Annotated in this window: 21 protein-coding genes and 2 tRNA genes; 9 read left to right on the top strand and 14 right to left on the bottom strand. The window is 64.4% G+C overall.

Annotation, left to right across the window (positions count from 1 at the left end):
• Nucleotides 1-67: 67 nt before the first annotated feature.
• From FHS50_RS07400 to FHS50_RS07365, 8 genes are all read right to left on the bottom strand, one after another.
• Nucleotides 68-610, bottom strand: coding sequence for a helix-turn-helix domain-containing protein (locus FHS50_RS07400; RefSeq protein ID WP_183933687.1), 543 nt, complete (start codon nt 608-610; stop codon nt 68-70).
• A 237-nt stretch (nt 611-847) separates the two neighbouring features.
• Nucleotides 848-933, bottom strand: a tRNA-Tyr gene (locus FHS50_RS07395).
• Between the two features lie 89 nt (nt 934-1022).
• Nucleotides 1023-2399, bottom strand: coding sequence for an L-serine ammonia-lyase (locus tag FHS50_RS07390; RefSeq protein WP_183933686.1), 1377 nt, complete (start codon nt 2397-2399; stop codon nt 1023-1025).
• Between the two features lie 68 nt (nt 2400-2467).
• Nucleotides 2468-2541 (bottom strand) — tRNA-Gly (locus FHS50_RS07385).
• Between the two features lie 53 nt (nt 2542-2594).
• A complete protein-coding gene (pip, locus tag FHS50_RS07380; protein WP_183933685.1) occupies nt 2595-3554 on the bottom strand; it encodes a prolyl aminopeptidase in 960 nt (319 codons plus the stop codon).
• A 73-nt stretch (nt 3555-3627) separates the two neighbouring features.
• Complete coding sequence (locus FHS50_RS07375) at nt 3628-5925, bottom strand: TonB-dependent receptor (RefSeq protein WP_183933684.1); 2298 nt, start codon at nt 5923-5925, stop codon at nt 3628-3630.
• A gap of 159 nt (nt 5926-6084) precedes the next feature.
• Nucleotides 6085-7455 carry a glutamate--cysteine ligase gene (locus tag FHS50_RS07370; RefSeq protein ID WP_183933683.1) on the bottom strand — a complete coding sequence of 457 codons (1371 nt, stop codon included), beginning with the start codon at nt 7453-7455 and terminating at the stop codon, nt 6085-6087.
• A 36-nt stretch (nt 7456-7491) separates the two neighbouring features.
• Nucleotides 7492-8229, bottom strand: a complete 738-nt coding sequence (locus tag FHS50_RS07365; protein ID WP_183933682.1) for a 16S rRNA (uracil(1498)-N(3))-methyltransferase — start codon at nt 8227-8229, stop codon at nt 7492-7494.
• Here FHS50_RS07365 and FHS50_RS07360 point away from each other — a divergent pair.
• The 3 genes from FHS50_RS07360 to FHS50_RS07350 are packed head-to-tail and all read left to right on the top strand — an operon-like array spanning nt 8228 to nt 12097.
• Complete coding sequence (locus FHS50_RS07360) at nt 8228-9778, top strand: phospholipase D-like domain-containing protein (RefSeq protein ID WP_246332991.1); 1551 nt, start codon at nt 8228-8230, stop codon at nt 9776-9778. The two genes, FHS50_RS07365 and FHS50_RS07360, sit on opposite strands and share 2 nt — an antisense overlap.
• 45 nt (nt 9779-9823) lie before the next feature.
• Complete coding sequence (gene ubiA, locus FHS50_RS07355) at nt 9824-10726, top strand: 4-hydroxybenzoate octaprenyltransferase (protein WP_183933681.1); 903 nt, start codon at nt 9824-9826, stop codon at nt 10724-10726.
• A gap of 27 nt (nt 10727-10753) precedes the next feature.
• Entirely contained in the window at nt 10754-12097 is a 1344-nt protein-coding gene (locus tag FHS50_RS07350) for a TldD/PmbA family protein (RefSeq protein WP_183933680.1), read from the top strand.
• Between the two features lie 22 nt (nt 12098-12119).
• Here the strand turns inward: FHS50_RS07350 and FHS50_RS07345 are convergent, their stop codons facing one another.
• The 3 genes from FHS50_RS07345 to FHS50_RS07335 all read right to left on the bottom strand — a co-directional run bounded on the left by FHS50_RS07345 (nt 12120) and on the right by FHS50_RS07335 (nt 14492).
• Nucleotides 12120-12962 carry a hypothetical protein gene (locus FHS50_RS07345; protein WP_183933679.1) on the bottom strand — a complete coding sequence of 281 codons (843 nt, stop codon included), beginning with the start codon at nt 12960-12962 and terminating at the stop codon, nt 12120-12122.
• A 99-nt stretch (nt 12963-13061) separates the two neighbouring features.
• Entirely contained in the window at nt 13062-13499 is a 438-nt protein-coding gene (locus FHS50_RS07340; protein WP_183933678.1) for a CoA-binding protein, read from the bottom strand.
• A gap of 27 nt (nt 13500-13526) precedes the next feature.
• Nucleotides 13527-14492 (bottom strand): Mrp/NBP35 family ATP-binding protein, encoded by a 966-nt coding sequence (locus tag FHS50_RS07335; RefSeq protein WP_183933677.1) that lies wholly within the window; start codon nt 14490-14492, stop codon nt 13527-13529.
• 71 nt (nt 14493-14563) lie between these two features.
• On the opposite strand from FHS50_RS07335, the gene hflK reads away from it, so the two are divergent.
• From hflK to FHS50_RS07310, 5 genes are all read left to right on the top strand, one after another.
• Nucleotides 14564-15682: an FtsH protease activity modulator HflK gene (gene hflK, locus FHS50_RS07330; RefSeq protein ID WP_183933676.1), complete on the top strand. Its 1119-nt coding sequence runs from the start codon at nt 14564-14566 to the stop codon at nt 15680-15682.
• Nucleotides 15682-16539: a protease modulator HflC gene (gene hflC, locus FHS50_RS07325; protein ID WP_183933675.1), complete on the top strand. Its 858-nt coding sequence runs from the start codon at nt 15682-15684 to the stop codon at nt 16537-16539. The genes hflK and hflC overlap by 1 nt, the downstream gene beginning before the upstream one ends.
• 101 nt (nt 16540-16640) lie before the next feature.
• A complete protein-coding gene (locus FHS50_RS07320; protein ID WP_221184842.1) occupies nt 16641-18158 on the top strand; it encodes a Do family serine endopeptidase in 1518 nt (505 codons plus the stop codon).
• Between the two features lie 63 nt (nt 18159-18221).
• Nucleotides 18222-19754 carry a helicase HerA-like domain-containing protein gene (locus FHS50_RS07315; protein WP_183933673.1) on the top strand — a complete coding sequence of 511 codons (1533 nt, stop codon included), beginning with the start codon at nt 18222-18224 and terminating at the stop codon, nt 19752-19754.
• Nucleotides 19744-20151, top strand: coding sequence for a nuclear transport factor 2 family protein (locus FHS50_RS07310; RefSeq protein WP_183933672.1), 408 nt, complete (start codon nt 19744-19746; stop codon nt 20149-20151). Before FHS50_RS07315 ends, FHS50_RS07310 begins: the two co-directional genes overlap by 11 nt.
• Here FHS50_RS07310 and queF read toward each other — a convergent pair.
• Nucleotides 20148-20594, bottom strand: coding sequence for a preQ(1) synthase (queF, locus tag FHS50_RS07305; protein WP_183933671.1), 447 nt, complete (start codon nt 20592-20594; stop codon nt 20148-20150). The two genes, FHS50_RS07310 and queF, sit on opposite strands and share 4 nt — an antisense overlap.
• A 66-nt stretch (nt 20595-20660) precedes the next feature.
• Between queF and sseA the strand changes: the two genes are divergently transcribed.
• The gene (gene sseA, locus FHS50_RS07300; protein ID WP_183933670.1) at nt 20661-21494 is read left to right on the top strand and encodes a 3-mercaptopyruvate sulfurtransferase; all 834 of its coding nucleotides are present in this window, start codon (nt 20661-20663) and stop codon (nt 21492-21494) included.
• Here sseA and FHS50_RS07295 read toward each other — a convergent pair.
• Complete coding sequence (locus tag FHS50_RS07295) at nt 21491-21844, bottom strand: hypothetical protein (protein WP_183933669.1); 354 nt, start codon at nt 21842-21844, stop codon at nt 21491-21493. The two genes, sseA and FHS50_RS07295, sit on opposite strands and share 4 nt — an antisense overlap.
• Nucleotides 21845-21903: 59 nt before the next feature.
• Nucleotides 21904-22452, bottom strand: coding sequence for a winged helix-turn-helix domain-containing protein (locus FHS50_RS07290; RefSeq protein WP_183933668.1), 549 nt, complete (start codon nt 22450-22452; stop codon nt 21904-21906).
• Nucleotides 22453-22463: the final 11 nt, after the last annotated feature.

The following is a 22463-nucleotide window of genomic DNA, read 5'->3' as shown; positions in this document are numbered from 1 at the left end:
GCGTTTTCATAGCGCGCGGCCCAATCGATTATCGAGGAAGCAGACAACGGCAGGCGCCTTGCGGGAGCTAGCCTTTCAGAAGCCGCGCAAGGCTCTCCAGACCAGCCAGATACATCCCGGCGGAGAATGTGGCACCCATCGCGATGATGGCGATCCACAACAGCCGGGTGCCAACGCCCATTTCGTTGCGAGGTTGATTCCTCGTGGCGAACGGCAATGGCAGGGAGATCCGGCCACTCACGTGACCCTGCTCGGTTTTAGGCCCCGCAAAACCGGAACTCCCTGCACGATCAGCGTGCCGAATCTGATTGCTGATCGCCTCATCGGTTTGGCGGGGTTCGGTCGGGGCGGGAATGTGCGACGATTGATGTATCAACCGTTGATATGGGGCGCGGACCTGCGCGACGAGGCGCGCGGCCTGCTGTCGACGAGAAACCCCAAGGATCTGAAGGGACTGGCGGATGCGCTGATCGACGGTGTGCGGAGAAATATCGAGTTCGGCGGCGATTTCCTTCGACGACAGGTGCGCGTCGACCAGCTCCAGGCACTCCAATTGGCCCGGGCTCAGTTTCTCGACACGCTGCGTCAGGTCATCGCTTTCTCTGGTCATCGGTCTCACGCTTGCAATCATCATCTGCCCCCACATCGCCCGTGCTTTACGCATCGGCGATGCTTCTACCCTCATGCTCATGATGCATGCGGGCACATATCTACGCGAAACTCGGGCCGGAAACTACCACCCACCTCCCCAACGGATGAGGAGGCCAAGCGTTTCAACCGCGCAACGACATGCACTGCAAGACCGAATCGTTCCGGACTGCGTATCGGATGGGAAATGGAGGGATGGTGGTGGACAGGGCTGGATTCGAACCAGCGTACGCTTGCGCGGGCAGATTTACAGTCTGCTGCCTTTAACCACTCGGCCACCTGTCCACAGATGCAAGGCAGGCGCGCCAAATGGCGGGCCATGCCGCGACTGTCAACCGCCAATCCCGCAGGAAATGGGCCACCATGTCCCCGCCTCAGCAGGCAACGACATTGGCGGCCAGTCCGCCAAGGCTGGTTTCCTTATATTTGCTCGACATGTCGAGGCCGGTCTGGCGCATCGTCTCGATCACCTGGTCGAGCGAAACGCGCGGGCTTTCATCGGCGTGAAGCGCCAGCCGAGCGGCGTTGACGGCCTTTACCGCGGCAATCGCATTGCGCTCGATGCAGGGGATCTGCACCAGCCCGCCGACAGGATCGCAGGTCAGCCCCAGATTATGCTCCATGCCGATCTCGGCGGCGGCGCAAATCTGCGCGTTGGTGCCGCCCCAGACCGCGGCGAGCCCGCCGGCCGCCATCGAGCAGGCCACGCCCACTTCGCCCTGGCAGCCCATTTCGGCACCCGAGATCGATGCGCGCTGCTTGTAGAGAAGGCCGATTCCTGCGGCGGTCAGCAGGAAACGGCGCGACTTGGCGACGACCGGCTCGCTGCCCTCGGCGCAATAATGACGCATCACCGCCGGAATGATTCCCGCCGCGCCATTGGTGGGGGCGGTCACGACGCGTCCGCCGGCGGCATTTTCCTCGTTCACCGCCATGGCGAAGAGGTTGAGCCAGTCCATGAGATTTTCGGGCTCGTTGGTGCGCGACCCGCTTTGTAGCTGGCGGTAGATCGAGGGCGCGCGGCGGCGAACCTTGAGATTGCCGGGCAGCATGCCTTCCTTCGACAGGCCCGCATCGATGCATTCCATCATGGTGCGCGCGATGAGGTCGAGCCCTTCATGGGTTTCCTCTTCGCTTCGGTAAGCCGCCTCGTTGGCGAGCACCAGTTCGCAGATGGCGAGACCTTCGGCTTCGCAGCGCTCGACCAGTTCGGCAGCCGAGGCGAAAGGATAGGGCACCTGTCGCCCGCTCGAAACCAGGTCGCGTTCGGCGGTTCTCGAAAGTTGATCGGCGGTTGCGTGGAAGCCTCCGCCGGTCGAATAATATTCGCCCCTCGCGATTTCTTCGCCATTCGCATCGATCACCGAAAGCAGCATGCCGTTGGGATGAAGCGCGGGAATGATATCGCGCTTGAGGACGATGTCGCATTCGGGATCGAAGGCGATCTCCTTTTCCCCGAGCAGTCGCAGGCGGCCGGTGCGGCGCGCTTCGGCAACCTCGCCATAGGCGGTTTTGCAGTCGATCGTTTCGGGCTGGTGGCCGAGGAGACCAATGATGCAGGCATCGGGTGTACCATGACCTTCGCCGGTGAGCGCCAACGATCCCAGCAGCTCGACCTTTACCCGCGCGATGCGCTGGAACTGCTCCGCGCCGAGCTGCCCGAGGAAGTCGCGCACGATGCGGATGGGGCCCACCGTGTGGGAACTCGACGGGCCGATCCCGATGCGGAAAAGGTCAAGCGCGGAAATCATGGATCATGCCCTTAGGCAAAGCGGTGCGTGCGTCCAAGCATGGACATCACATCACGGCATATCGGGGATGGAGCGGGTAACGGGAATCGAACCCGTATATCCAGCTTGGAAGGCTGGTGTTCTACCGTTGAACTATACCCGCGCACTTTTCGCGCGCTGCCTCTGCCATCATGCGGGCCATCTGGTCAACAGGCTTCAACCGGCCTTGCCCGCGAAGCGGTCGGCGGCCCGCACAAGCCCGTCGAGGATGCCGGGCTCGTTGAACAGGTGGCCGCCGTCGGGAACGATCTGCAACTCGGCCTCGGGCCAGGCTTTCTTGAGTTGCCAGGCGGCATGGGGCGGAGTGCAGCAGTCGTGCCGACCTTGGACGATGATTGTCGGGATATGCCGGATCTTGTCGACGCCTTCGAGCAGCTGGTTTTCCTCCAGCCAGCAATGATGCGAGAAGAAATGGTTCTCGATCCGCGCCACCGCGACCGCATGGTCGTCCTCGGTGAAGCTGTTCATCACTTCCTCGTTTGGGAGGAGCGTGACGGTGACGCCTTCCCAGCGGCTCCAGGCCTTGGCGGCCTCGACCTTCAATCGCTCGTCATCACCGGTGAGGATCTGGCGGAAGGCGCCGATCGGGTCATCGCGGCCTTCGGGCGGCAGCGGAGCGAGAAACTTCTCATATTCCTCGGGATAGAGTTCGGACGCGCCATAGCGGTAGAGCCAGTTTTCCTCGCGCTCGCTGCCGAGGAAGATGCCGCGCAGGACGAGCTCGGTGACGCGGTCGGGATGGGTCTGGGCATAGGCAAGGCTGAGGGTCGATCCCCAGCTTCCGCCGAACACCATCCAGCGCTCGTGCCCGCAATGTTCGCGCAGCTTCTCGATGTCGGCGACGAGGTGCCAGGTAGTATTATTCTCGAGGCTGGCGAAGGGGGTCGAGCGACCGCAACCGCGCTGCTCGAACAGGGTGATGTCGTAAAGCTCGGGATCGAACTGGCGCCGGTGGTCGGGGCTGATGCCCCCGCCCGGACCGCCGTGGAGAAAGACGACGGGCTTGGCGCCCTTCGTGCCGCACCGTTCATAGTATAGGCGATGGCCGTCGCCGACATCGAGATGTCCGCTCTCATAGGGTTCGATCGGCGGATAGAGGCCACGGCGCGCGTTCATAATATCTCCCGGCATGAAAAGGGCGGCGGATGCTTAGCGCACCCGCCGCCCTCTTGCAGCCCAAAGTTGGGATTTACAGCGTGAAGCCGATTTCGACCCCGAAGATCCGCGGCTCGTTCACGAACCCGGTGAGGTTGTTGAAGTCAATCCCGCCGACGGCGCTTTCATTGTTGGTGATGTTCCGCACGAAGGCCGCAACGTCATAGGTGTCGGTGCGGTAGCCGATGCGGAGGCCGCCTTCCATGAGGTGATCGTCCGAGAATTCGACCGATTCGTAGAGGAAGAAGTTGATCTTCGAGCGGTAGTACCAGTCGGTGAAGAAATAGAGATCGCCCACGCCCCAGGGATGTTCGTAGCCCGCGGTCCAGTTGGCGGTCCACTTGGGTGCCTGCGGAAGCGGGTTTCCGTCGATCTCGAAGATGGCGGGGTTGAAGCCGACCGCGGGGACGAGGACGGGGTCCTTGACCGTGCAGGGCGCACCGCAACCCGCGACGCCGAGGCCCGGGCTGTCGATCTCGGTGTCATTGTAGCTGAGGCCGCCCGTCAGCGTGAGGCCGGGGGTCGGCTTGGCGGTCAGCTCGGCTTCGAAGCCCTGGCCGCGCACCTTGTCGGCATTGAGGAGGGTGGTGAAATTGTTGCCACCGCCCACGGCCGTGAGCTGCAGGTCCTCGGTCACGAAATGATAGCCACCAAGGTTGAAGCGCACACGGTTGTCGAGAAGCTCCGTCTTGATGCCGGCTTCATAGGACATGGTGGTTTCGCTGTCGGCGATCGAGATGTCGCGACCGAACAGCAAGCGACCCTGGATCGAGGGAGCGCGATAGCCGCGAGCCACGCGGGCGTAGAGATTGACATCGTCCGACGCGGCATAGTTGGCGGCGACGTCCCAGGTGATGACATCATCCTCTACCGAGCGGGTCATCGTCGGCACGGGGCCGCCGAAACCGAGGAAGCCCGGACGCTTGTCTTCGGGGCGCGAGGCCGAGAAGTCGCGTTCGTCATGGTTGTAGCGGATACCGGCCTGCAGGTTGAGGCCATTGTCGAATTCGTAATTGACCGAGCCGAAGATGCCCAGCGCTTCCGATTCCTGCCGCTGCAGCGCAATCGCCGAGGGTTCGAGATCCTGCGGCGTGCCGAAATCGAAGCTCGAGATGTCGAGCTTCTCGTTGAAGTAGAAGACGCCAGCCTGATAGCCGAGCCCGCGCGCATTGTTCGAGGCGATGCGGACTTCCTGCGTGAACTGGTCGAGGCTCGGGACATTGTCCTGGCTCTGCGCCGAGAAGGGAATGAAGCCCGGCCCCATGTCGGGGGCGAAGACATTGCCGAAGCCGCCGTCGATGTCGCCGCGGCTCTGCAGGTTGCCGTTCCAATAGCTCGTCACCGAGTAGAGCGTCGCGGGACCGAAGTCGTAATCGGCGTGCGCGCCGACGTTCCAGCTTTCGAGATTCTGGAAGTTGACGCCGTCGTGACGAACCTCGCGGCGGTCGAAATCGCCACCGTCGATGCCGATCAGCTCGTTCGAACCGGTGGCGAAGCTGTTGGCGCGGAAAATGCGCGCCGAGCCGCGCTGGTCGCGAAGCTGGCCGACGAGGCGAAGCGAGAAGGTATCGCTGGGGTCGATCGCGATCTGGAGACGGCCGGCGATGTCGTCATAGCCTTCCAGGTCGTTGTCATCGAGAAGATCGTCGACATTGTCGATCCAGTCGTCGCGGTGCTGCCACAGCGAGGAGGCGCGAACCGAGACGCTGTTGCCGATGTCGAATCCGACCGCGGCCTCGACATTGATCGTGTTATAGCTGCCCCACGAGGCGCGGAAGATATTGTCGGCGCTGCCGCCCGGCTTGACCGTGTCGAACTTGACGATGCCGGCAGGCGTGTTGCGGCCGAAGAGCGTGCCTTGCGGCCCGCGCAGCACTTCGATGCGGTCGAGGTCGAAGGCGGGGAAACCCTTGAGGATCGGATTTTCCAGAACGACTTCGTCATAGACGAGGCTGACCGGCTGCGAGGCGTTGAGGTCGAAGTCGGTATTGCCGAGCCCGCGGATGTAGAAGCGCGGGAAGGTGCGGCCGAACGAGCTTTCGACATTGAGGCTGGGGACGCGGCCCGCGAGTCCGCGGATGTCGGCACCGCCCGCGGTGACGGCGGCGAGCGTGTCGTCGCCCACGGTCGCGACCGAAATCGGCACGTCCTGCAGATCCTGTTCGCGGCGCTGCGCGGTAATGACGATCGCGCCGATGCCTTCCTCGGCATCCTGGATGGCGGTGTCGTCGTCGGCGGTTGCCTGAGCATGGGCAGGCATTGCGAAAGCCGTCGCGGCGGCAACGGCGGCAAGCGAAGTCAGTGGCGAAGTCAGTGGCTGGGTGAAGCGCATCGGACCAATCTCTTTCCTGTCGGCTGGAGCGGCCCCGGTGCCCGCTCCCGATGCTTCGGGCGCTCTAACCTTGCGAAGCCGCGAGTCAACGGCCCGCGTGGCGCGATGCGAAATCTTCACATTTCCATGGCGCGGCGGCCACAGATTTTTCGCGCAAATTCAGAAACTTTGTTCTTCGTAGATATGGCTGACATCGCCATTCCAGCGCCCGTGATAGGCTTCGAGCAACCGATCGGCCGGGCACATGCCGCTGGCCGTGATCTCGCGCAGCGGATCGAGGAAGCCCACTTCATTGTCGCCCGCGCCGTTCATCTCGGCCCGCTCGATGAGGCCGTCGGCGGCGATGTCGATGATTTCGGCAGCGAATTCGCGCATCGACCGGCCATCGGGTACCCGCGCATCGAGCGCGAGGCGCGGAACCTCGACGCGCAGTGCCTCGCGTTCCTCGATCGACCAGTTCTTCACCAGGTCCCATGCGGCATCGAGCGCGCTTTGCGAATAGAGAAGCCCGACCCACAGCGCGGGCAAAGCACAGATGCGGTTCCATGGCCCGCCATCGGCGCCGCGCATTTCAAGAAAGCTCTTGAGGCGCACTTCGGGGAAGGGCGTCGACATATGGTCGGTCCAGTCGGCCATGGTCGGCGTTTCGCCTGGCAGAGCGGGAAGCTCGCCCTTCAGGAAGGCGCGGAAATCCTGTCCGGCGCAGTCGATATAGTCGCCGTCGCGAAAGACGAAATACATCGGCACGTCGAGAACATAATCGCACCACCGTTCATAGCCGAAGCCCTCTTCAAAGACGAAGGGCAGCATGCCGGTGCGGTCGGGATCGGTGTCTTCCCAGACATGGCTGCGGAAGCTCTTGAAGCCGTTGGGCTTGCCCTTGAGGAAAGGCGAATTGGCGAACAGCGCGGTGGCCACCGGCTGGAGCGCGAGGCTGGTGCGGAATTTCTGCACCATGTCAGCCTCGGAGGAATAGTCGAGATTGGTCTGGATGGTGCAGGTGCGCTGCATCATGTCGAGGCCGAGATCGCCCTTGGTGGGCATGTATCGGCGCATGATGCCGTAGCGCCCCTTGGGCATCCAGGGCAGTTCGTCGCGCCTTTTGTCGGGCCACATGCCGACGCCGAGGAAGCCGAGGCCCAGGCGGTCGCCCACCGCCTTGACTTGTTCGAGATGGCGGCCCGCCTCGGCGCAGGTCTCGTGAAGGTCGCGCAGCGCCGCGCCCGACAGTTCAAGCTGGCCCGAAGGTTCGAGGCTGATCGTCCCGTCGGGACCGGTAAGCGCGATGATCTTGCCATGCTCCTCGACGGGCGACCAACCAAACTCGGTCAGTCCCGTCAGGAGGTCGCGGATCCCGCCTTCTTCATCCCAGCTTGGCGCGCGATGGTCCTCGAAGCGATAGACGAACTTCTCATGTTCGGTGCCGATGCGCCATTTCTCGCGGGGCTTCTCGCCACCCGTGAAGACCGAGAGAAGATCGTCGCGCCCCTCGATCGGGGGGCTTTCGCTAAGGTCGGTGCGGGTGGTCATGGCATCGCCCTAGTCTCTGGACCGCTTCAGGCAAAGTCATTTCCAATCGCCCGTCGAAGCCATGAAGGCTGCCAATGCGGCGAGCGCCGCGGTCTCGGCACGAAGGATGCGCGGGCCAAGTGAAATCGCGGTCGCTCCCGGGGCCCTACGGATCGCCTCTGCTTCCTCCGGGGTGAAACCGCCTTCGGGGCCCACCAGCAGGGTGGCAGGGGCGGGGGCGAAGCTGTCGATGGCGGGGGCACCGCCGGTCTCGTCGGCGAAATAGAGCGGATGGCCGTCATGCGCCTTGAGCATCGCCTCGAGCTTCATGGGCGGGTCGAGCCTCGCGACCGCGGTGCGGCCGCATTGTTCGGCGGCCTCGATGGCATGTGCCTCGAGGCGGTCCATCTTCACGTCACGGACGATCGTTCGCTGCGTCACCACCGGAAGGAGGCGCGATGCGCCCAGTTCGACTGCCTTTTCGACAAGCCAGTCGATCCGGCCTTTCTTGATCGGCGCGAAGGCCAGCGTCACGTCGAGCAGTCGTTCCTGCTCGCTTGTCTGCCGCTCGGCCCGCAGGCTCATCTTCTTCCTGCCCGCTTCCTCGACCGTTACGAGCCATTCGCCATCGCTGCCGTTGAAGGCAAGGAGCGTATCGCCTTCGCCAAGGCGCATGACATTGAAAAGATAATTGGCCTGCGCCTTGTCGAGGGTGACGAGCGCTCCGGGCTGGAGCGGCTGGTCGACGAAAAGGCGGGGACCGGACGTGGGCGGCCATGCGGGAGTAGCGGGCATGGCCTTTCCCTTAACCGCCGATGGAACGGGCGTCACGCCCGCGGATTGTTCGACTATGGCAGGCGAGAAGATCGAGCCGATTGTCGAGGAAGGCAAGAATGTCTGGCGCATCGCGCGCGCCAGCGAGGCCGCGATGATTGTCGACGCCGCCGATTATTTCCGGACCATCGGCAAGGCGATGCGCAAGGCGAAAGAGCGTATCTTCATCGTCGGCTGGGATTTCGACACGCGCATCTCGCTCGATCCCGAGGACGACCATGAATATGGCGATTCGCTGGGCCACCTATTCATCGAGTTGGCAAGAGAACGGCCGACCCGCGAAATCGACGTGCTCAAGTGGAATTTCGGCGCGCTCAAGCAATTTCTCTCGCTGCGCGCGATCTACTGGCTGTTTCGCTGGTGGCTGGCCAAAAATATCCACATGAAATTCGACAGCGCCCATCCTCCCGGGTGCAGCCATCACCAGAAGATCGTGGTGATCGACGAACATCTCGCCGCGTGCGGCGGCATCGATATCTCCAGCCGCCGCTGGGACACGCCCGACCATGAGCCGGATGACGAGCGTCGCAAGACTCCCAACGATCGCAGTTACGGACCCTGGCACGACACGACCATGCTGATGCGCGGGCCGATTGCCGGGGTGCTGGGTGAACTGGGGCGCGAGCGGTGGAAGATGGCGACTTCGAAGAAGCTCGACCCCGTGCCGTCGGGGAAGGTCGAATGGCCCAGCGATATCCGCGTGCAGTTCAACGATGTCGACGTGGGCATCGCCCGCACCCGGGCGAGCTATCGCGATGTCGACGAAGTGCGCGAGAATGAGCAGCTTGCCATCGACATGATCTGCGCCGCCGATCGGCTGGTCTATATCGAGAATCAATATTTCACCGCGCCCCGCGTCGCCGCCGCTATCGCGGCGCGGCTGAACGCGCCCGATCCGCCCGAAATCGTCATGGTCATGCCGCGCCGGGGCGATGGCTGGCTCGAATCGGTGGCGATGGACGGCACCCGGCAGAAGCTGATGCAGGCAATCCAGCGCCTTCGCGAAGGCGACCGGTTCCGCATCTATGTGCCGGTCAATCGTGCCGGGGAGGACATCTATGTCCATGCGAAGGTGGCGATCGTCGATGACCGGCTGCTTCGCGTGGGCTCCGCCAATCTCAACAACCGGTCGATGGGCCTCGACAGCGAATGCGACGTGGTGATCGACAGCGCGCTGCCTTCGAATCACGGCACCGAGGCATCGATCCGGGCGCTGCGCCATCGCCTGCTCGGCGAGCATCTGGGCGTCGATCCGCTGGTCGTCGAAAAGGCCGAAGAGGCGGAAGGCAGCCTGATCGCGGCGATCGAGCGGCTGCGCGGCGAGGGCAAGACTCTCACACCGCTCGAAGCCGACCCGCTTTCCGATCTCGACCAGTTCGTCGCCGAACATGAATTGCTCGATCCCGAGACCACCGAGGAAATGTTCGAACCGATCGCGCGCAAGAATCTCAGCCAGCGCTGGCTGCGGAGCCGCAAGCGCCTGCGCCGCCTCGTCCGTGGACGCCACTGACCGGCCTCGACATTCGGCGCGGGCCGAGTCAAAGCCTCTGCCAGCATGACCATCGAGACCGTCCCGGACAGCGAACGCAAGGGCTTCATCGGCGCCTTGCCGAGGGCATGGCGGCCCTATGCCTCGCTGATGCGGCTCGACCGGCCGATCGGCAGCTGGCTGCTTTTCTGGCCCTGCGCCTGGAGCCTGGTGCTCGCCGGTGTCGGAGGGCGCTGGCACCTGTTCGGCTGGTTCGCGCTCGGTGCCTTCGCGATGCGCTCGGCAGGCTGTGCCTATAACGATATCGTCGATCGCGACCTCGACCGGAAAGTAGAGCGCACGCGCCTTCGCCCGCTAGCAAGCGGACGCCTGTCGCCCGGCAAGGCCTGGGCGCTGGTGATTGCGCTTTGCCTCGTCGGCCTTGTGGTGCTGATCCAGCTTCCGCCGGTTGCCGCTGCGACCGCGCTGGCGAGCCTTGCATTGGTGGCGGCCTATCCCTTCATGAAGCGCATCACCTGGTGGCCGCAGGCCTGGCTGGGGCTGGTCTTTTCCTGGGGGGCGCTGGTCGGCTGGCCCGCCGTGACCGGAGAATTGGAGCTTCCCGCCTTTCTCCTTTGGGCGGGAACGGTCTTCTGGGTGATCGGCTATGACACCATCTACGCCATCCAGGATATCGAGGACGATGCGCTGGTGGGCGTCAAATCCTCTGCCCGCGCGCTTGGCTCGCGCGCCCGGCCCGGGGTGGCATTCCTTTATGCTGTCGCGCTGATCCTGTGGGGCGCGGCCCTGTGGCAGGTGAAGGCGAGCTGGCTTGCCCCCCTCGCGCTCGCCCCGGCGGCGATCCATCTCGGTCGGCAGGTAGCACGCATCGACCCGAAGGACGGGGAGGGGGCGCTTGCTCTTTTCCGTTCGAACCGCTTCGCCGGTGCGCTGGTCTTCGCCGCTTGCGCGGTGGTCGGCTTGTCCTGACGCCCAAGGCTCCCTAGTTCGCATCCCATGAAAACTCCCCAGGAAGCCCGCCGCCTTGCCCAGGATCTCGTCCAACGCGCGCTCGATGCCGGTGCCGATGCCGCCGATGCCGCTTATGTGGCGAGCCGCTCCTCCTCGGTCGAAGTGCGCGATGGCGCGCTCGAGGATGTCAGCCGGTCCGAAGGCGAGAAGATCGGTTTGCGCCTGTTCCTCGGAAGCAAGTCGGCTAGCGTCGCGGCTTCCGATTTTTCGGAGGCATCGCAAGCTGAGCTGGTCGAACGGTTGATGGCGATGGCGCGCGAAGCGCCCGAAGATCCCTATGCGGGTCTTGCGCCCGAAGAACTTCTTCTGAAGGGCGACTTCCCCGAACTCGACCTCGACGATGGCTATGAGCCCGATCCCGCGCTGCTCAAGGAACGGGCGCTTGCCGCCGAAGCCGCCCTGCTCGGCGTCGAGGGCGTCGCCAAGTCCACCGGGGCCTCGGCCAGCGCCTCGGGCAGCGTCAATGCGATCGCGACGAGCCATGGCTTCTGCGGCGCGCACAAGGCCAGTGGGCATGGCGTCTCGGCGGGCGGCATCGCGGGCGAAGGCAACGCCATGGAACGCGATTATGACTGGCATTCGGCGCACCATTTCGAGGATCTCGACGATCCGGCCGAAATCGGCCGTTCGGCGGGCGAGCGGGCCATCGCGCGCGTCGGGCCCAAGCGCATCGGCGGCGGCGTGATGCCCGTGCTGTTCGACCCGCGCGTGGCATCCAGCCTGCTCACCCATTTGTCGGGTGCGATCAACGGCGCGGCGGTGGCGCGGCGTACCAGTTTCCTCAAGGACAGGATGGGCGAACGGGTCTTTGCCGAGGGCGTTGACGTGCTCGACGATCCACTCCGCCGGCGCGGCCTTCGCAGTCACGGGTTCGATGGCGAGGGCCTTCCCGTCAAGCGCATGAAGATGGTCGAAGATGGCGTCCTCAAGAGCTGGTTCGCCGCCAGCGCGGCTGCCCGCCAGCTGGGGACCGCACCCACTGGCCATGCGCACCGCGGCAGCGGCGCGCCGGGCGCGGGGCCGAGCAATTTCCATTTCGCGCCGGGCAAGCGCAGTCGCGAGGAATTGATGGCCGCCTATCCGCGCATGCTGCTCGTCACCGAACTGATCGGGCAGGGCGTCAACATGGTCACCGGCGATTATTCGCGCGGAGCAGCGGGCTTCCTCGTCGAAAATGGCGAAATTGCCCATCCGGTGAGCGAAATCACCATCGCGTCCAATCTCAGGGACATGTTCGCGGCGCTCGAACCGGGCAGCGATCTCGAACTGCGGCGCGGCGTGGATGCGCCCACCGTGCTGGTTCCCGAAATGACCGTGGGAAGCGCCTGAGAGGGCGCCGCCCGATAATCGTCTAGCGGCTCATGGACGGGCGATAGCTCCGCGCCCAGAAGACATGGGTGATCTTGCGACGCCCGTTGCCCAATTCCTTCACGAAGGTGTCGGGCCGGCCCGCGCCGTCATGGCCGATCGCGCGGCCCCAGTCGCCCATTTCCTGTCCCGCGGGATGATCCTGGCCCACTTCGCGGAAGGTCAGCGCGTCATTGCCGCACTTGCGCCACCCGCCCCGGCATGGCGGCGGAGGCGGATCGCCGCCGCCCGTGTCGAGGTGGGCGTACATCGTCTCCAGCATTTCATAATCATGGGCATTGGGCTGCTCGTTCCCCGTCGGGTCGTTGCTGTAATCCATGCAGGTCCCGAGGTTGGCATTGTTGAAATTCTCGTCCTGGTGATCGAGCCCGATGTCGTGCGCCAGTTCCTGGCACATGACGAGATTGCGCCAGTCCGAGCGATTATAGCTGGGCGTGTCGAAATAGCTGTCGTTCACCTGCGTGGTGCCTTGGGTGATATGGCTTCCATCGGCCCAGATGGTGGCGATGCCCAGCCAGCCCCTGAACCCATAGGTGTCCGAACAGACGAGGATCTCCCCGGCGAGCGGATTGCATTTCTTGGTCCGCACCTGCCCGCTGAGGTCATTGCCCCGGATGAAATTGAGCACCGACGACTTGTTCCACTCGACGATCGAATGGTCCACGCTGGCGTCCCATTGGCTGCCCACCGCAGTATGGATCGTCAATAACAGGGGATTGGCGTCCCTTGCCCAATGATAATCGCCCCACTGGTGATCGGCACTCGCCGGGCCAGCGGTCAGCACGACCAGCGTTGCCAGCGAAGCGGTAATTGCTCCTTTTCGCATGTTCCGTCCCCTTTTCTCGCGTGCGGCATCCGGCCGCGCGGGGAAAGGAACAGGCGCGGCGATGCGCGGCGCTTATTGTCTGCCTCGCGGAGGCGGGGGTCAAGTTTGGGGAGACTGGGGCTCCACGCCCAACCTCGGGATCTCGATCTTGGGGCAGCGGTTCATCACCACCTTGAGGCCGGCAGCTTCGGCGCGCGCGGCGGCTTCTTCGTCGACGACGCCCAACTGCATCCAGATCGCCTTCGCGCCGATCAGGATCGCCTGGTCGACGAGCGGCCCCACGCGCGAGGAATTGACGAACATGTCGACCATGTCGATCGGCACGCCGATCTGCGACAGCTCGCGCCAGACATATTCGCCATGGACATGCTCGCCCGTGATGCGCGGATTGACGGGCATCACCCGATACCCTTTTTCCTGGAGATAATGCATCACCCCGTAGCTGGCGCGTGCCGGATTGTCCGACGCACCGACCATCGCGATGGCGCGCGTTTCCTTCAACAGCTGGGCAATGTCTTTATCGCGGGTAAGCGGCATGATTTTCTCCTTTGCCGCCCAAACGCATCAGCGCTTCGCTTTCTCCAATTGCGCGAGCAGCGCGCGCGCCAGCCCGGCAAAGGTATCGGCGGCCGGACCCGATCCGGCAGCCGGCGGCTGGCCGGCGTCGGAGGCTTCGCGAAGGCTTGCGCTCAAGGGCAATCGCCCGAGGAAAGGAATGTCGAGATCACGCGCCGAGGCTTCGGCGCCGCCGGTGCCGAAGGGATCGCTTTCCTCGCCGCAATGGGGGCAGCGATAGCCTGCCATATTCTCGATGAGGCCGAGCACCGGAACGCCGGTCTTGCCGAACAGGTCGACCGCCCGGGTGGCGTCGATCAGCGACAGATCCTGCGGTGTCGAGACGATCACCGCGCCATCGGGCCGCGATTTCTGGACGAGCGAGAGTTGCACGTCGCCCGTGCCCGGCGGCAAGTCGATGAGCAGGATTTCGCAATTCCCCCAATCGCCTTCGACGAGCTGGTTGAGCGCGCCCGCCGCCATCGGCCCGCGCCACGCCAGTGCCTGGCCCTCGCCCACCAACTGGCCGACCGACAGCAGTTTGACGCCCTGCGCCTCGACCGGAATGAGTTGCTTGTCGCGTGCTTCGGGCCGGGTCTTCGCACCCAGCAGGGTGGGCTGCGAGGGGCCGTAGATGTCGGCGTCGATCAGGCCCACCTTGCGGCCCATCTTCGCCAGCGCGACCGCGAGATTGGCCGACACGGTCGACTTGCCGACCCCGCCCTTTCCCGATCCGATCGCGATCAGCGTGCGCTGCGGCTTCGACGCGCTCATCGCGACCTGGACCGCGCTGACTTCGGGGATGGCAAGCGCGGCTTCGCGCAGCCGTGCCTCGAGCGCGTCGCGCTGTTCGCCATCAAGACCGCTCGCCTCGACCACCAGCATCGCGGTGCCGTCCCTGAAACGGCGCGAACGGATGCGACCGGCATCGGGATGGCTGTTGAGAAGGTGGAGCGGAGCGTCTTTGTCGGTCATGGCTCGCCAGATAGGCGGCTTTTCGATCAACGCCACTTCTTTTTAGCCCATGCCCTTCCTATAAAGACGGCATGAGCATCTTTCCCAGAGGCCTGAAGTGGGGCCTTTTCAGCGAAAACAAGGGGCCCTGGGGCAGTGGTCCCAAGGGCGGCGACGACGGCAAGGGCGACAAGCCCGGCGGTCCGTGGAAAAAGCCGACGGTTCCGCCTCCGGGCGGCGGCCGCCAGTTGGGCAATGTCTCCTCGCTTGACGACTGGCTGCGCAAGAACAAGGGCCGCTTCGGCGGCGGCGGAAAGGGCGGCGGACCGGGCCAATTGCCGGGCCTGCCCAGCGGCAATCTCCTTTTCTGGGGACTGATCGCCTTCGGTCTCCTCTGGCTCGCCTTCACTTCGATCCATCGCATCGCGCCCGCCGAACGCGGCGTGATCCTGCAGATGGGCCGCTATGCGGGGACGCTCAATCCGGGCATCGGCTTCACGCTGCCCGCGCCCTTTGCCAGCGTGACCAAGGTCAATGTCGAGGAAATCCATGAAATCGACCTCGGCACCGACAGCGCCGAGACGCTGATGCTGACGGGCGACGAGAATATCATCGACATCGCCTATCAGGTGCGTTGGAATATCCGCGATCCCGAGCAGTTCGAATTCGAGATCGCCAACCAGGAAGACACGATCCGGCAGGTCGCCGAAAGCGCGATGCGCCAAGTGATCGCCCAGTCGAGCCTGCAGGACGCGATCGGCGACGGCCGTTCGGAGATCGAGGCCGCGGTGCGCCAGGAAATGCAGGCGACCCTCGACAGCTATGACGCTGGTGTGCGTATCCAGGGCGTGGCGATCAAGCAGGCCGACCCGCCCGAGGAAGTCAACGACGCCTTCAAGGAAGTCACCGCCGCGCAGCAGGATGCGCAAAGCTATATCAACCAGGCGCGTGCCTATGCGCTCCAGCTCACCGCCAAGGCGCAGGGCGAGGCCGAGGCCTTCGACAAGGTCTATGAGGAATATCGCCTGGCACCGCGCGTCACGCGCCGCCGCATGTATTATGAAACGATGGAACGAGTGCTTCAGGGCGTCGACAAGACCATCATCGAAGCGCCGGGCGTGACGCCCTATCTGCCGCTACCCGAAGTCAATCGCCGCCGTTCGGCGCCGGCCTCGCCGCAGGCCTCGCAATCGGGCGGAGGAGGCCAGTAATGACCGCATTGATCAAGCGCCACCCGATGGCCAGCCTGTTCGTGGGCTTCTTCCTGCTCGTCACCATTCTCTCGAGCATCCATTTCGTCGACGAGACCGAACAGGGCATCAAGGTCCGCTTCGGCAAGCCGGTGGCGACCATCAACAAATATCGACCCGACGATCCCTTCGGTGACGAAGGCGCGGGCGTGGCGTTCCGCCTGCCCTTCGCCGAGGAACTGGTGATGATCGACAAGCGCGTGCGCGACCTCGACATGGAGCCGCAGCAGGTCCTGTCGACCGACCAGCTGCGCCTGCAGGTCGATGCCTTCGCCCGCTATCGCATCGTCGATCCGCTGCGGCTCTATGTCGCGGCCGGCAGCCTCGAGAATTTCGAGCAGGCAGTCGAGCCCGTGCTCGGCTCGCAGCTTCGCAACGAATTGGGCAAGCGACCCTTCGCCTCGCTCCTTTCGCCCGAGCGCGAAGGCGTGATGGAGAATATCCGCGCCGGCCTCGACCGGGTCGCGGGCCAATATGGCGCCGAAATCATCGATGTTCGCATCAAGAAGGCCGACCTGCCCGACGGGACGCCGCTGCAATCGGCCTATCAGCGGATGCGCACCGCGCGCGAACAGGAAGCCCGCTCGATCCGCGCGCAGGGTGCCAAGCAGGCGCAGATCATCCGCGCGCAGGCCGATGCCGAGGCCGCGCGCACCTACGCCGCCAGCTTCGGCAAGGACCCGGATTTCTACGATTTCTACCGCGCCATGCAGTCCTACCAGTCGACCTTCGTCGACGGTGAGGACGGCGACAAGGGCGCCACCTCGATCGTCCTGTCGCCGGACAATGAATATCTGAAGGAATTCACGGGCAACTGACCAACGGGCTGCTGCGTTCGACGAACGGGAACGCCTATTCAATGGGCGTTCATGCGCTGAACCTAGCGTCGCCTTATTGCCTGTTTTATGAGAGGAAGAGAATGCTGAGGGAGTTTCGAACCGTGCGCTACGCTTATGGAATTGCCGCTGCTCTGCTGCTCGGGGGCACGGCCTATTCGATGACCACCGGCACGACGGTCGGACAAGTGGCGCAGAACGCGCCGCGCCCCGTCCCGGTCGCCGGCGCGCCCGAGAGCTTCGCCGACCTCGCCGAGCGTCTAGCGCCCACCGTGGTCAACATCTCGACCCGCCAGCGCATCCCCGTTCGCCGCCAGGCCGATCCCTTCCAGGAATTCTTCCGCCGTTTCCAGAACCAGCCGCCGAGCCAGGACGATGGCGAGGAAGGTCCCACCCGCGAGACCGGTTCCCTGGGATCGGGCTTCATCATCTCGCCCGACGGTTATATCGTCACCAACAACCATCTCATCCAGTCGCGCACCGGCAATGGCACGGTGGACGAAGTTATCGTCACGCTGACCGACCGAACCGAATATGACGCGCGTATCGTGGGCCGCGATGAAAGCTCGGACCTCGCGCTTCTCAAGATCGACGGCGCCAACCTTCCCTATGTGAACTGGGGCAATAGCGACAATGTGCGCGTCGGCGACTGGGTCATCGCGATCGGCAACCCCTACGGCTTCGACGGCACCGTCACCGCGGGCATCGTCTCGGCGATCCAGCGTGGGGTGAACACCGGTCCGAACCGCTACATCCAGACCGATGCCTCGATCAACCAGGGCAATTCGGGCGGTCCGATGTTCGACATGGCCGGAAACGTGGTGGGCGTGAACTCCGCGCTCATCTCGCCGACTGGCGCCAGCGTCGGGATCGGGCTTGCCATTCCCGCCGACCAGGCGCGTCCGGTGATCGAAGCGCTCCGCCGCGGCGAACGTCCGCAGCGCGGCTATCTCGGTGTCGGTCTTCAGGGCCTCGACGAGGATATCGCCGCGGGCCTCGGCCTGCCGAGCGAGCGGGGCGAACTGGTACGTACCATCGTTCCGGGCGAAGCCGCCCAGAAGGCAGGCATCCGCCAGGGCGACGTGATCATCGCCATCAACGGCCAGGAAGTGAACCAGGACCAGACGGTAAGCTATCTTGCCGCCCGCCTGCGTCCGGGCACGAAGGTGCCGGTGGTGATCATCCGCGATGGCCGCCGCCAGACGCTCGAACTTACCGTGGGCGAACGGCCCACCGAAGAGGAGATGCGCCGCGCCCAGCAGGAATCGGGCGATGGCATGGTCGAGGAAGACCGTGCCCAGACCCGCGAACTCGGCATGGCGCTCCAGCCGCTTACCGACCGGATCCGCAATGCGCTGCGTCTTGACGATGATCTGCAGGGCGTGATCATCACCCGCGTCGATCCGTCGAGCGATGCCTTCGAGAAGGGCCTGCGCCGCGGTGACGTGATCATGTCGGTGAACCGCCAGCGCGTGACCAGCCCCGAACAGGTCGAACAGGCCGTCGGTGCGGCACGCGATGCGGGCCGGTCGAGCGTGCTCATGCTGATCAAGCGCGGCCGCGCGCCCGAGGCCTTCATCGGCATTCGTATCGCCGACTAAAGGTTGCGGCCAAGGACGGATAAGGCTTAGGCTCCTCTTCCAGCCGGAAGGGGAGCCTAACTTATGGATGGTGGCATTTATCTCGGGACCGCCAACGGCGAGCCACAATATCTGAGGCTCGACAAGGCCAATCGGCACGGCCTCATCGCGGGGGCGACCGGGACCGGCAAGACGATTTCCCTGCAAGGCATCGCCGAGGGCTTTTCCAGCCATGGCGTGCCCTGTTTCGTTTCCGACGTGAAAGGCGATCTGGCGGGCCTCGCGATGCCCGGCTCGGCTACCCACAAGCTGCACAAACCCTTCACCGAACGCGCAGCCGAAATCGGTGATGACGATTATGGCTATGAAGCCTTCCCGGTGCAGTTCTGGGACCTGTTCGGAAAGCAGGGCCATCCGGTCCGCACCACGGTCAGCGAGATGGGGCCGCTCCTCCTGTCACGGCTGATGGAGCTCACCGACACGCAGGAAGGCGTGCTGACCATCGCTTTCCATGTCGCCGACGAGGACGGGCTTCTCCTCCTCGATCTCGATGATCTCCAGTCGATCCTCCACCATATCGGGGAGCGGCGGAAGGAATTGACGCTCGAATATGGCAATGTCTCGACCGCCAGTATCGGGGCGATCCAGCGCAAGCTTCTCCAGCTGCGCAGCCAGGGCGCGGACCAGTTCTTCGGCGAGCCCGCGCTCAAGCTCGACGATTTCATCCGCACAGACGAGGAAGGCAAAGGCGTCATCAACATCCTTGCCGCCGACCAGCTGATGCAGTCGCCGCGCCTCTATGCGACTTTCCTTCTCTGGCTCCTGTCCGAACTGTTCGAAACGCTTCCCGAGGTGGGCGACCCCGACAAGCCCAAGCTCGTCTTCTTCTTCGACGAGGCGCATCTGCTCTTCGACGATGCTCCCAAGGCACTGATGGACAAGGTCGAACAGGTCGTCCGGCTGATCCGCTCGAAGGGCGTCTCGGTGATCTTCATCACCCAGAACCCGATCGACATTCCCGACGATGTCGCAGGTCAGCTTGGCAACCGGGTGCAGCATGCGCTCCGCGCCTTCACCCCGCGCGACGAAAAGGCAGTGAAGGCGGCGGCCGATACGTTTCGGGAAAATCCCGAGGTCGACGTGCAGGAAGTGATTACCGAATTGCGCGTGGGCGAGGCGCTGGTTTCCACGCTCGGCCCCAAGGGCGCGCCAAGCCCCGTCGAACGGGTGCTGATGAAGCCCCCGCGCGCCCGCGCCGGGCCGCTTACCGAACAGGAGCGCAAGGTCATGATGGCATCCGATCCGGTTGGGGCCAAATATGACGAGCCGCTGGACCGCGTAAGCGCCGAGGAAGTTCTCGCCGAGCGCGCGACCGAAGCCGCCGAGCAGGCTGCAGCGGCAGAAAAGGCCGAGGCCGAAGCCAAGGAACGCGAGGCCGAGCTCAAGCGGCGCGAACGCGAAGCGCGCAGTCGCCGTCCGCGTAGCGGCCGATCGCGCCAGACGACTACCGAAAAGATGGTGGTGTCCGCGGGCCGTTCGATGGCCAGTTCGCTGGGGCGCAAGATCGGCGATGCGATCATCCGCGGCATCCTGGGAGGCATGAAGCGTGGCCGCTGATCCCTGTATCGACGATGTCAAAAGGCTCGAAGGCGAATGGCGCGATGCGCTGTTCAAGAAGGATGAGGCCGCGCTTCGCCGGCTGATCCATCCCGAGTTCAAGCTGGTGGGAATCCGCTCGTCAGGGTCGATCGCGGTCGATCTCGAAGGCTGGATCGAAGCCCTGCAGCGCATGGATGTGGCGAGCCTCGATGTGCGCGTCACCGATTGCGTCTGCCTCGACAATCTGCTCGTCGCCACGGTCGATGCGCGCTGGAAAGTGCGCTATCTGGGCCAGCTCATCGACGAACGGGTGCTGCTCACTGATGTCTGGGTCTGCTGCGAAGGCGACTGGCAGGTGGTGCGCCGCCATTCCTCTCCCGTGCCGCCGGGCGTTCACCTCGGCGAGGAAAGCTAGCCCCGACCGCGATAGGAAGCGACGCCCTGGTCGGGCAGCCACAGTCCCTCGGGGGGCGTGCCGCTTTGCCAGAAAACATCGATCGGGATGCCGCCGCGCGGGTACCAGTAACCGCCGATCCGCAACCAGCGCGGTTTCATCTCCTCGAACAGGCGCTGGCCGATCCCCACCGTGCAATCCTCGTGGAAGGCCTGGTGATTGCGGAACGCGCCCAGGAACAGCTTGAGGCTCTTCGATTCGACGATCGTCTCGCCGGGCGCATAATCGATGACGAGATGCGCGAAATCGGGCTGGCCGGTGACCGGGCAGAGCGACGTGAACTCGGGCGCGGCAAAGCGCACGAGATAGAGTTCCCTCGCGCGCGGATTGGGGACATAATCGAGCTCCGCCTGTTCGGGACTGGCGGGCAGGGCGCTGTTCTGGCCAAGATGCTTCGGTGTCATAGCCCTGCGCCCCTAGCAGGGACAAAAGGCTTCGCCTATCCCCGGGGCGCGTGAAGGGAGAGAAGCATGGACGACCTGGTCAGCACCGACTGGCTCGAACCGAGGCTGGGCGAAGAGGATCTGCGCATTCTCGATGCCAGCTTCCACTTGCCCGCCAGCGGACGCGAGGCGCGCGCCGAGTTCGCAGAGACGCATATCCCGGGCGCGCAGTTTCTCGATATCGACGAGGTGGCCGATCGCGACCATCCCGCGCCGCACATGCTGCCCTCCCCCGAGATATTTGCCGCGGCGATGGAGCAGTTGGGGGTCGGCAGCGATGACCGGATCATCGTCTATGACAACAGCCCGCTGCGCACTGCGGCACGCGGCTGGTTCATGCTTCGCCATTTCGGGGCGCGGCAGGTCGCGATCCTCGATGGGGGGATGCAGAAATGGGTGGCCGAAGGGCGTCCGGTCGAAAGCGGCGCGCCGCGCAGCGGAATGGCGACCTTTGTTTCCCGTTCGCCGCAGATGAGCCTGATCGACAAGGCAGAAATCCTCGCGGGCAATGCCGGTCCGATCGTCGATGCCCGGGGACCCGAGCGTTTCGCGGGAAAGGTGCCCGAGCCTCGCGAGGGGCTCGAAGCCGGTCATATCCCGGGCGCCGCGAACCTGCCTTATTCGGCGCTGTTCCGCGATGACGGTCGCTACAAGGCGCGGGCGGCGCTCGAAGCGGCCTTTGCCGGGGCGGGCGTCGATCCTTCCCGACCCTTCACGGCGAGTTGCGGTTCGGGGGTCACCGCCTGCTCGCTCATTTTCGCGGCGCGGCTGCTCGGGCATGAAGGACATGCGCTCTATGACGGAAGCTGGTCGGAATGGGGTGCCGATCCCGACACGCCCAAGGAAAAGAGCGCCGCCTAGAGGGTCAGGAGCCCGTCGAGACCGTCGATCCCGCCGCGCAACTCGGCCGCCAGCTTCTCCATGCCATCGGCGACCCGGTCGTTCCCGGCGGACTGGACTGCGGTGATCGCGGCAAGGCCGGCGATGGCCGCTTCGGCAACCGCGTCGGCCCGTTCCTCGAAGGCATGGCGTTCGGCTGCGCCGGCGCGGGGCCAGGATGCCCCCATTTCATCGATGGCCACTCCGACCGGCCCGACTTCCTCGGCCGCGGCGATCGCCTGCTTCAGGCTTTCAAGGCGCTCGAGGGCTTCGAGATAAGGCTCCCCGCCCTGGGAAGCGCGTGCGGGCGAATCGGTGAGGAAGGAAATCATGCTCCATCGCTAAAAGAGCATGGTAAAGAATCCCTGAATCAATCTCCTTGAGGAGAAGTTTAGCCCTTGTTCGATGCCGCGTCGCGCAGGATCCAGCCGCGCTGGGGAATGGTCTCGATGAACTCGGCGCCATTCGATGCCGACCGCAATTTCTTGCGCAGCTTGGAGATGAAGACGTCGATGATCTTGGGCTGCGGCTGGTCGTCGGCGCGCCGATAGAGATGCTTCAGGAGCATGTTGCGCGTCACGACATTGTTGCGCGCATAAGCGAGCAGTTCGAGCACGCGATATTCCATCTCGGTGATGCCGATGGGATTGCCGTCGATGCGGATGAGCCGCTGCACCGGATCGACGGCGAGGCGGCCGTCGCACAGCGTTTCGGGCATTTCCTGCCCCTGCGCCTTGAGGCTGGCGAGCAGTTTGGAGGCTGCTTCCTCGCTATCCTCCTGGCTGACCGAGGAAGGCGAACCCAGCACCGCCGACTGGATTTCGGCGAGGCTCTGCTGCGCTTCGGCGACGAGGGCAAGGCCGTCGTCGAGACGGCGCTTGGCCCTTTCCAGCTGGCTTTCGAGGTCGACCAGCTTGGAGGAGATGTTGTTCGTCGCCATACGCTTCCCCA

It is taken from the genome of Sphingomicrobium lutaoense (assembly GCF_014195685.1).
Lineage (GTDB): Bacteria > Pseudomonadota > Alphaproteobacteria > Sphingomonadales > Sphingomonadaceae > Sphingomicrobium > Sphingomicrobium lutaoense.
Note: the sequence above shows the minus strand (reverse complement) of the source record. Positions and strands in the feature narration are given on the sequence as shown.

Excerpts from the sequence above, each read along its gene's own strand:
- queF (WP_183933671.1), bottom strand. The coding sequence starts at position 20,594 with ATGACACCGAAGCATCTTGGCCAGAACAGCGCCCTGCCCGCCAGTCCC.
- FHS50_RS07370 (WP_183933683.1), bottom strand. The coding sequence starts at position 7,455 with ATGACCACCCGCACCGACCTTAGCGAAAGCCCCCCGATCGAGGGGCGC.
- FHS50_RS07320 (WP_221184842.1), top strand. The coding sequence starts at position 16,641 with ATGCTGAGGGAGTTTCGAACCGTGCGCTACGCTTATGGAATTGCCGCT.
- FHS50_RS07360 (WP_246332991.1), top strand. The coding sequence starts at position 8,228 with ATGGCCTTTCCCTTAACCGCCGATGGAACGGGCGTCACGCCCGCGGAT.
- FHS50_RS07375 (WP_183933684.1), bottom strand. The coding sequence starts at position 5,925 with ATGCGCTTCACCCAGCCACTGACTTCGCCACTGACTTCGCTTGCCGCC.
- FHS50_RS07290 (WP_183933668.1), bottom strand. The coding sequence starts at position 22,452 with ATGGCGACGAACAACATCTCCTCCAAGCTGGTCGACCTCGAAAGCCAG.
- FHS50_RS07400 (WP_183933687.1), bottom strand. The coding sequence starts at position 610 with ATGACCAGAGAAAGCGATGACCTGACGCAGCGTGTCGAGAAACTGAGC.
- FHS50_RS07295 (WP_183933669.1), bottom strand. The coding sequence starts at position 21,844 with ATGATTTCCTTCCTCACCGATTCGCCCGCACGCGCTTCCCAGGGCGGG.
- FHS50_RS07315 (WP_183933673.1), top strand. The coding sequence starts at position 18,222 with ATGGATGGTGGCATTTATCTCGGGACCGCCAACGGCGAGCCACAATAT.
- FHS50_RS07340 (WP_183933678.1), bottom strand. The coding sequence starts at position 13,499 with ATGCCGCTTACCCGCGATAAAGACATTGCCCAGCTGTTGAAGGAAACG.
- hflC (WP_183933675.1), top strand. The coding sequence starts at position 15,682 with ATGACCGCATTGATCAAGCGCCACCCGATGGCCAGCCTGTTCGTGGGC.
- pip (WP_183933685.1), bottom strand. The coding sequence starts at position 3,554 with ATGAACGCGCGCCGTGGCCTCTATCCGCCGATCGAACCCTATGAGAGC.
- sseA (WP_183933670.1), top strand. The coding sequence starts at position 20,661 with ATGGACGACCTGGTCAGCACCGACTGGCTCGAACCGAGGCTGGGCGAA.
- FHS50_RS07390 (WP_183933686.1), bottom strand. The coding sequence starts at position 2,399 with ATGATTTCCGCGCTTGACCTTTTCCGCATCGGGATCGGCCCGTCGAGT.
- ubiA (WP_183933681.1), top strand. The coding sequence starts at position 9,824 with ATGACCATCGAGACCGTCCCGGACAGCGAACGCAAGGGCTTCATCGGC.
- FHS50_RS07345 (WP_183933679.1), bottom strand. The coding sequence starts at position 12,962 with ATGCGAAAAGGAGCAATTACCGCTTCGCTGGCAACGCTGGTCGTGCTG.
- FHS50_RS07365 (WP_183933682.1), bottom strand. The coding sequence starts at position 8,229 with ATGCCCGCTACTCCCGCATGGCCGCCCACGTCCGGTCCCCGCCTTTTC.
- FHS50_RS07335 (WP_183933677.1), bottom strand. The coding sequence starts at position 14,492 with ATGACCGACAAAGACGCTCCGCTCCACCTTCTCAACAGCCATCCCGAT.
- hflK (WP_183933676.1), top strand. The coding sequence starts at position 14,564 with ATGAGCATCTTTCCCAGAGGCCTGAAGTGGGGCCTTTTCAGCGAAAAC.
- FHS50_RS07350 (WP_183933680.1), top strand. The coding sequence starts at position 10,754 with ATGAAAACTCCCCAGGAAGCCCGCCGCCTTGCCCAGGATCTCGTCCAA.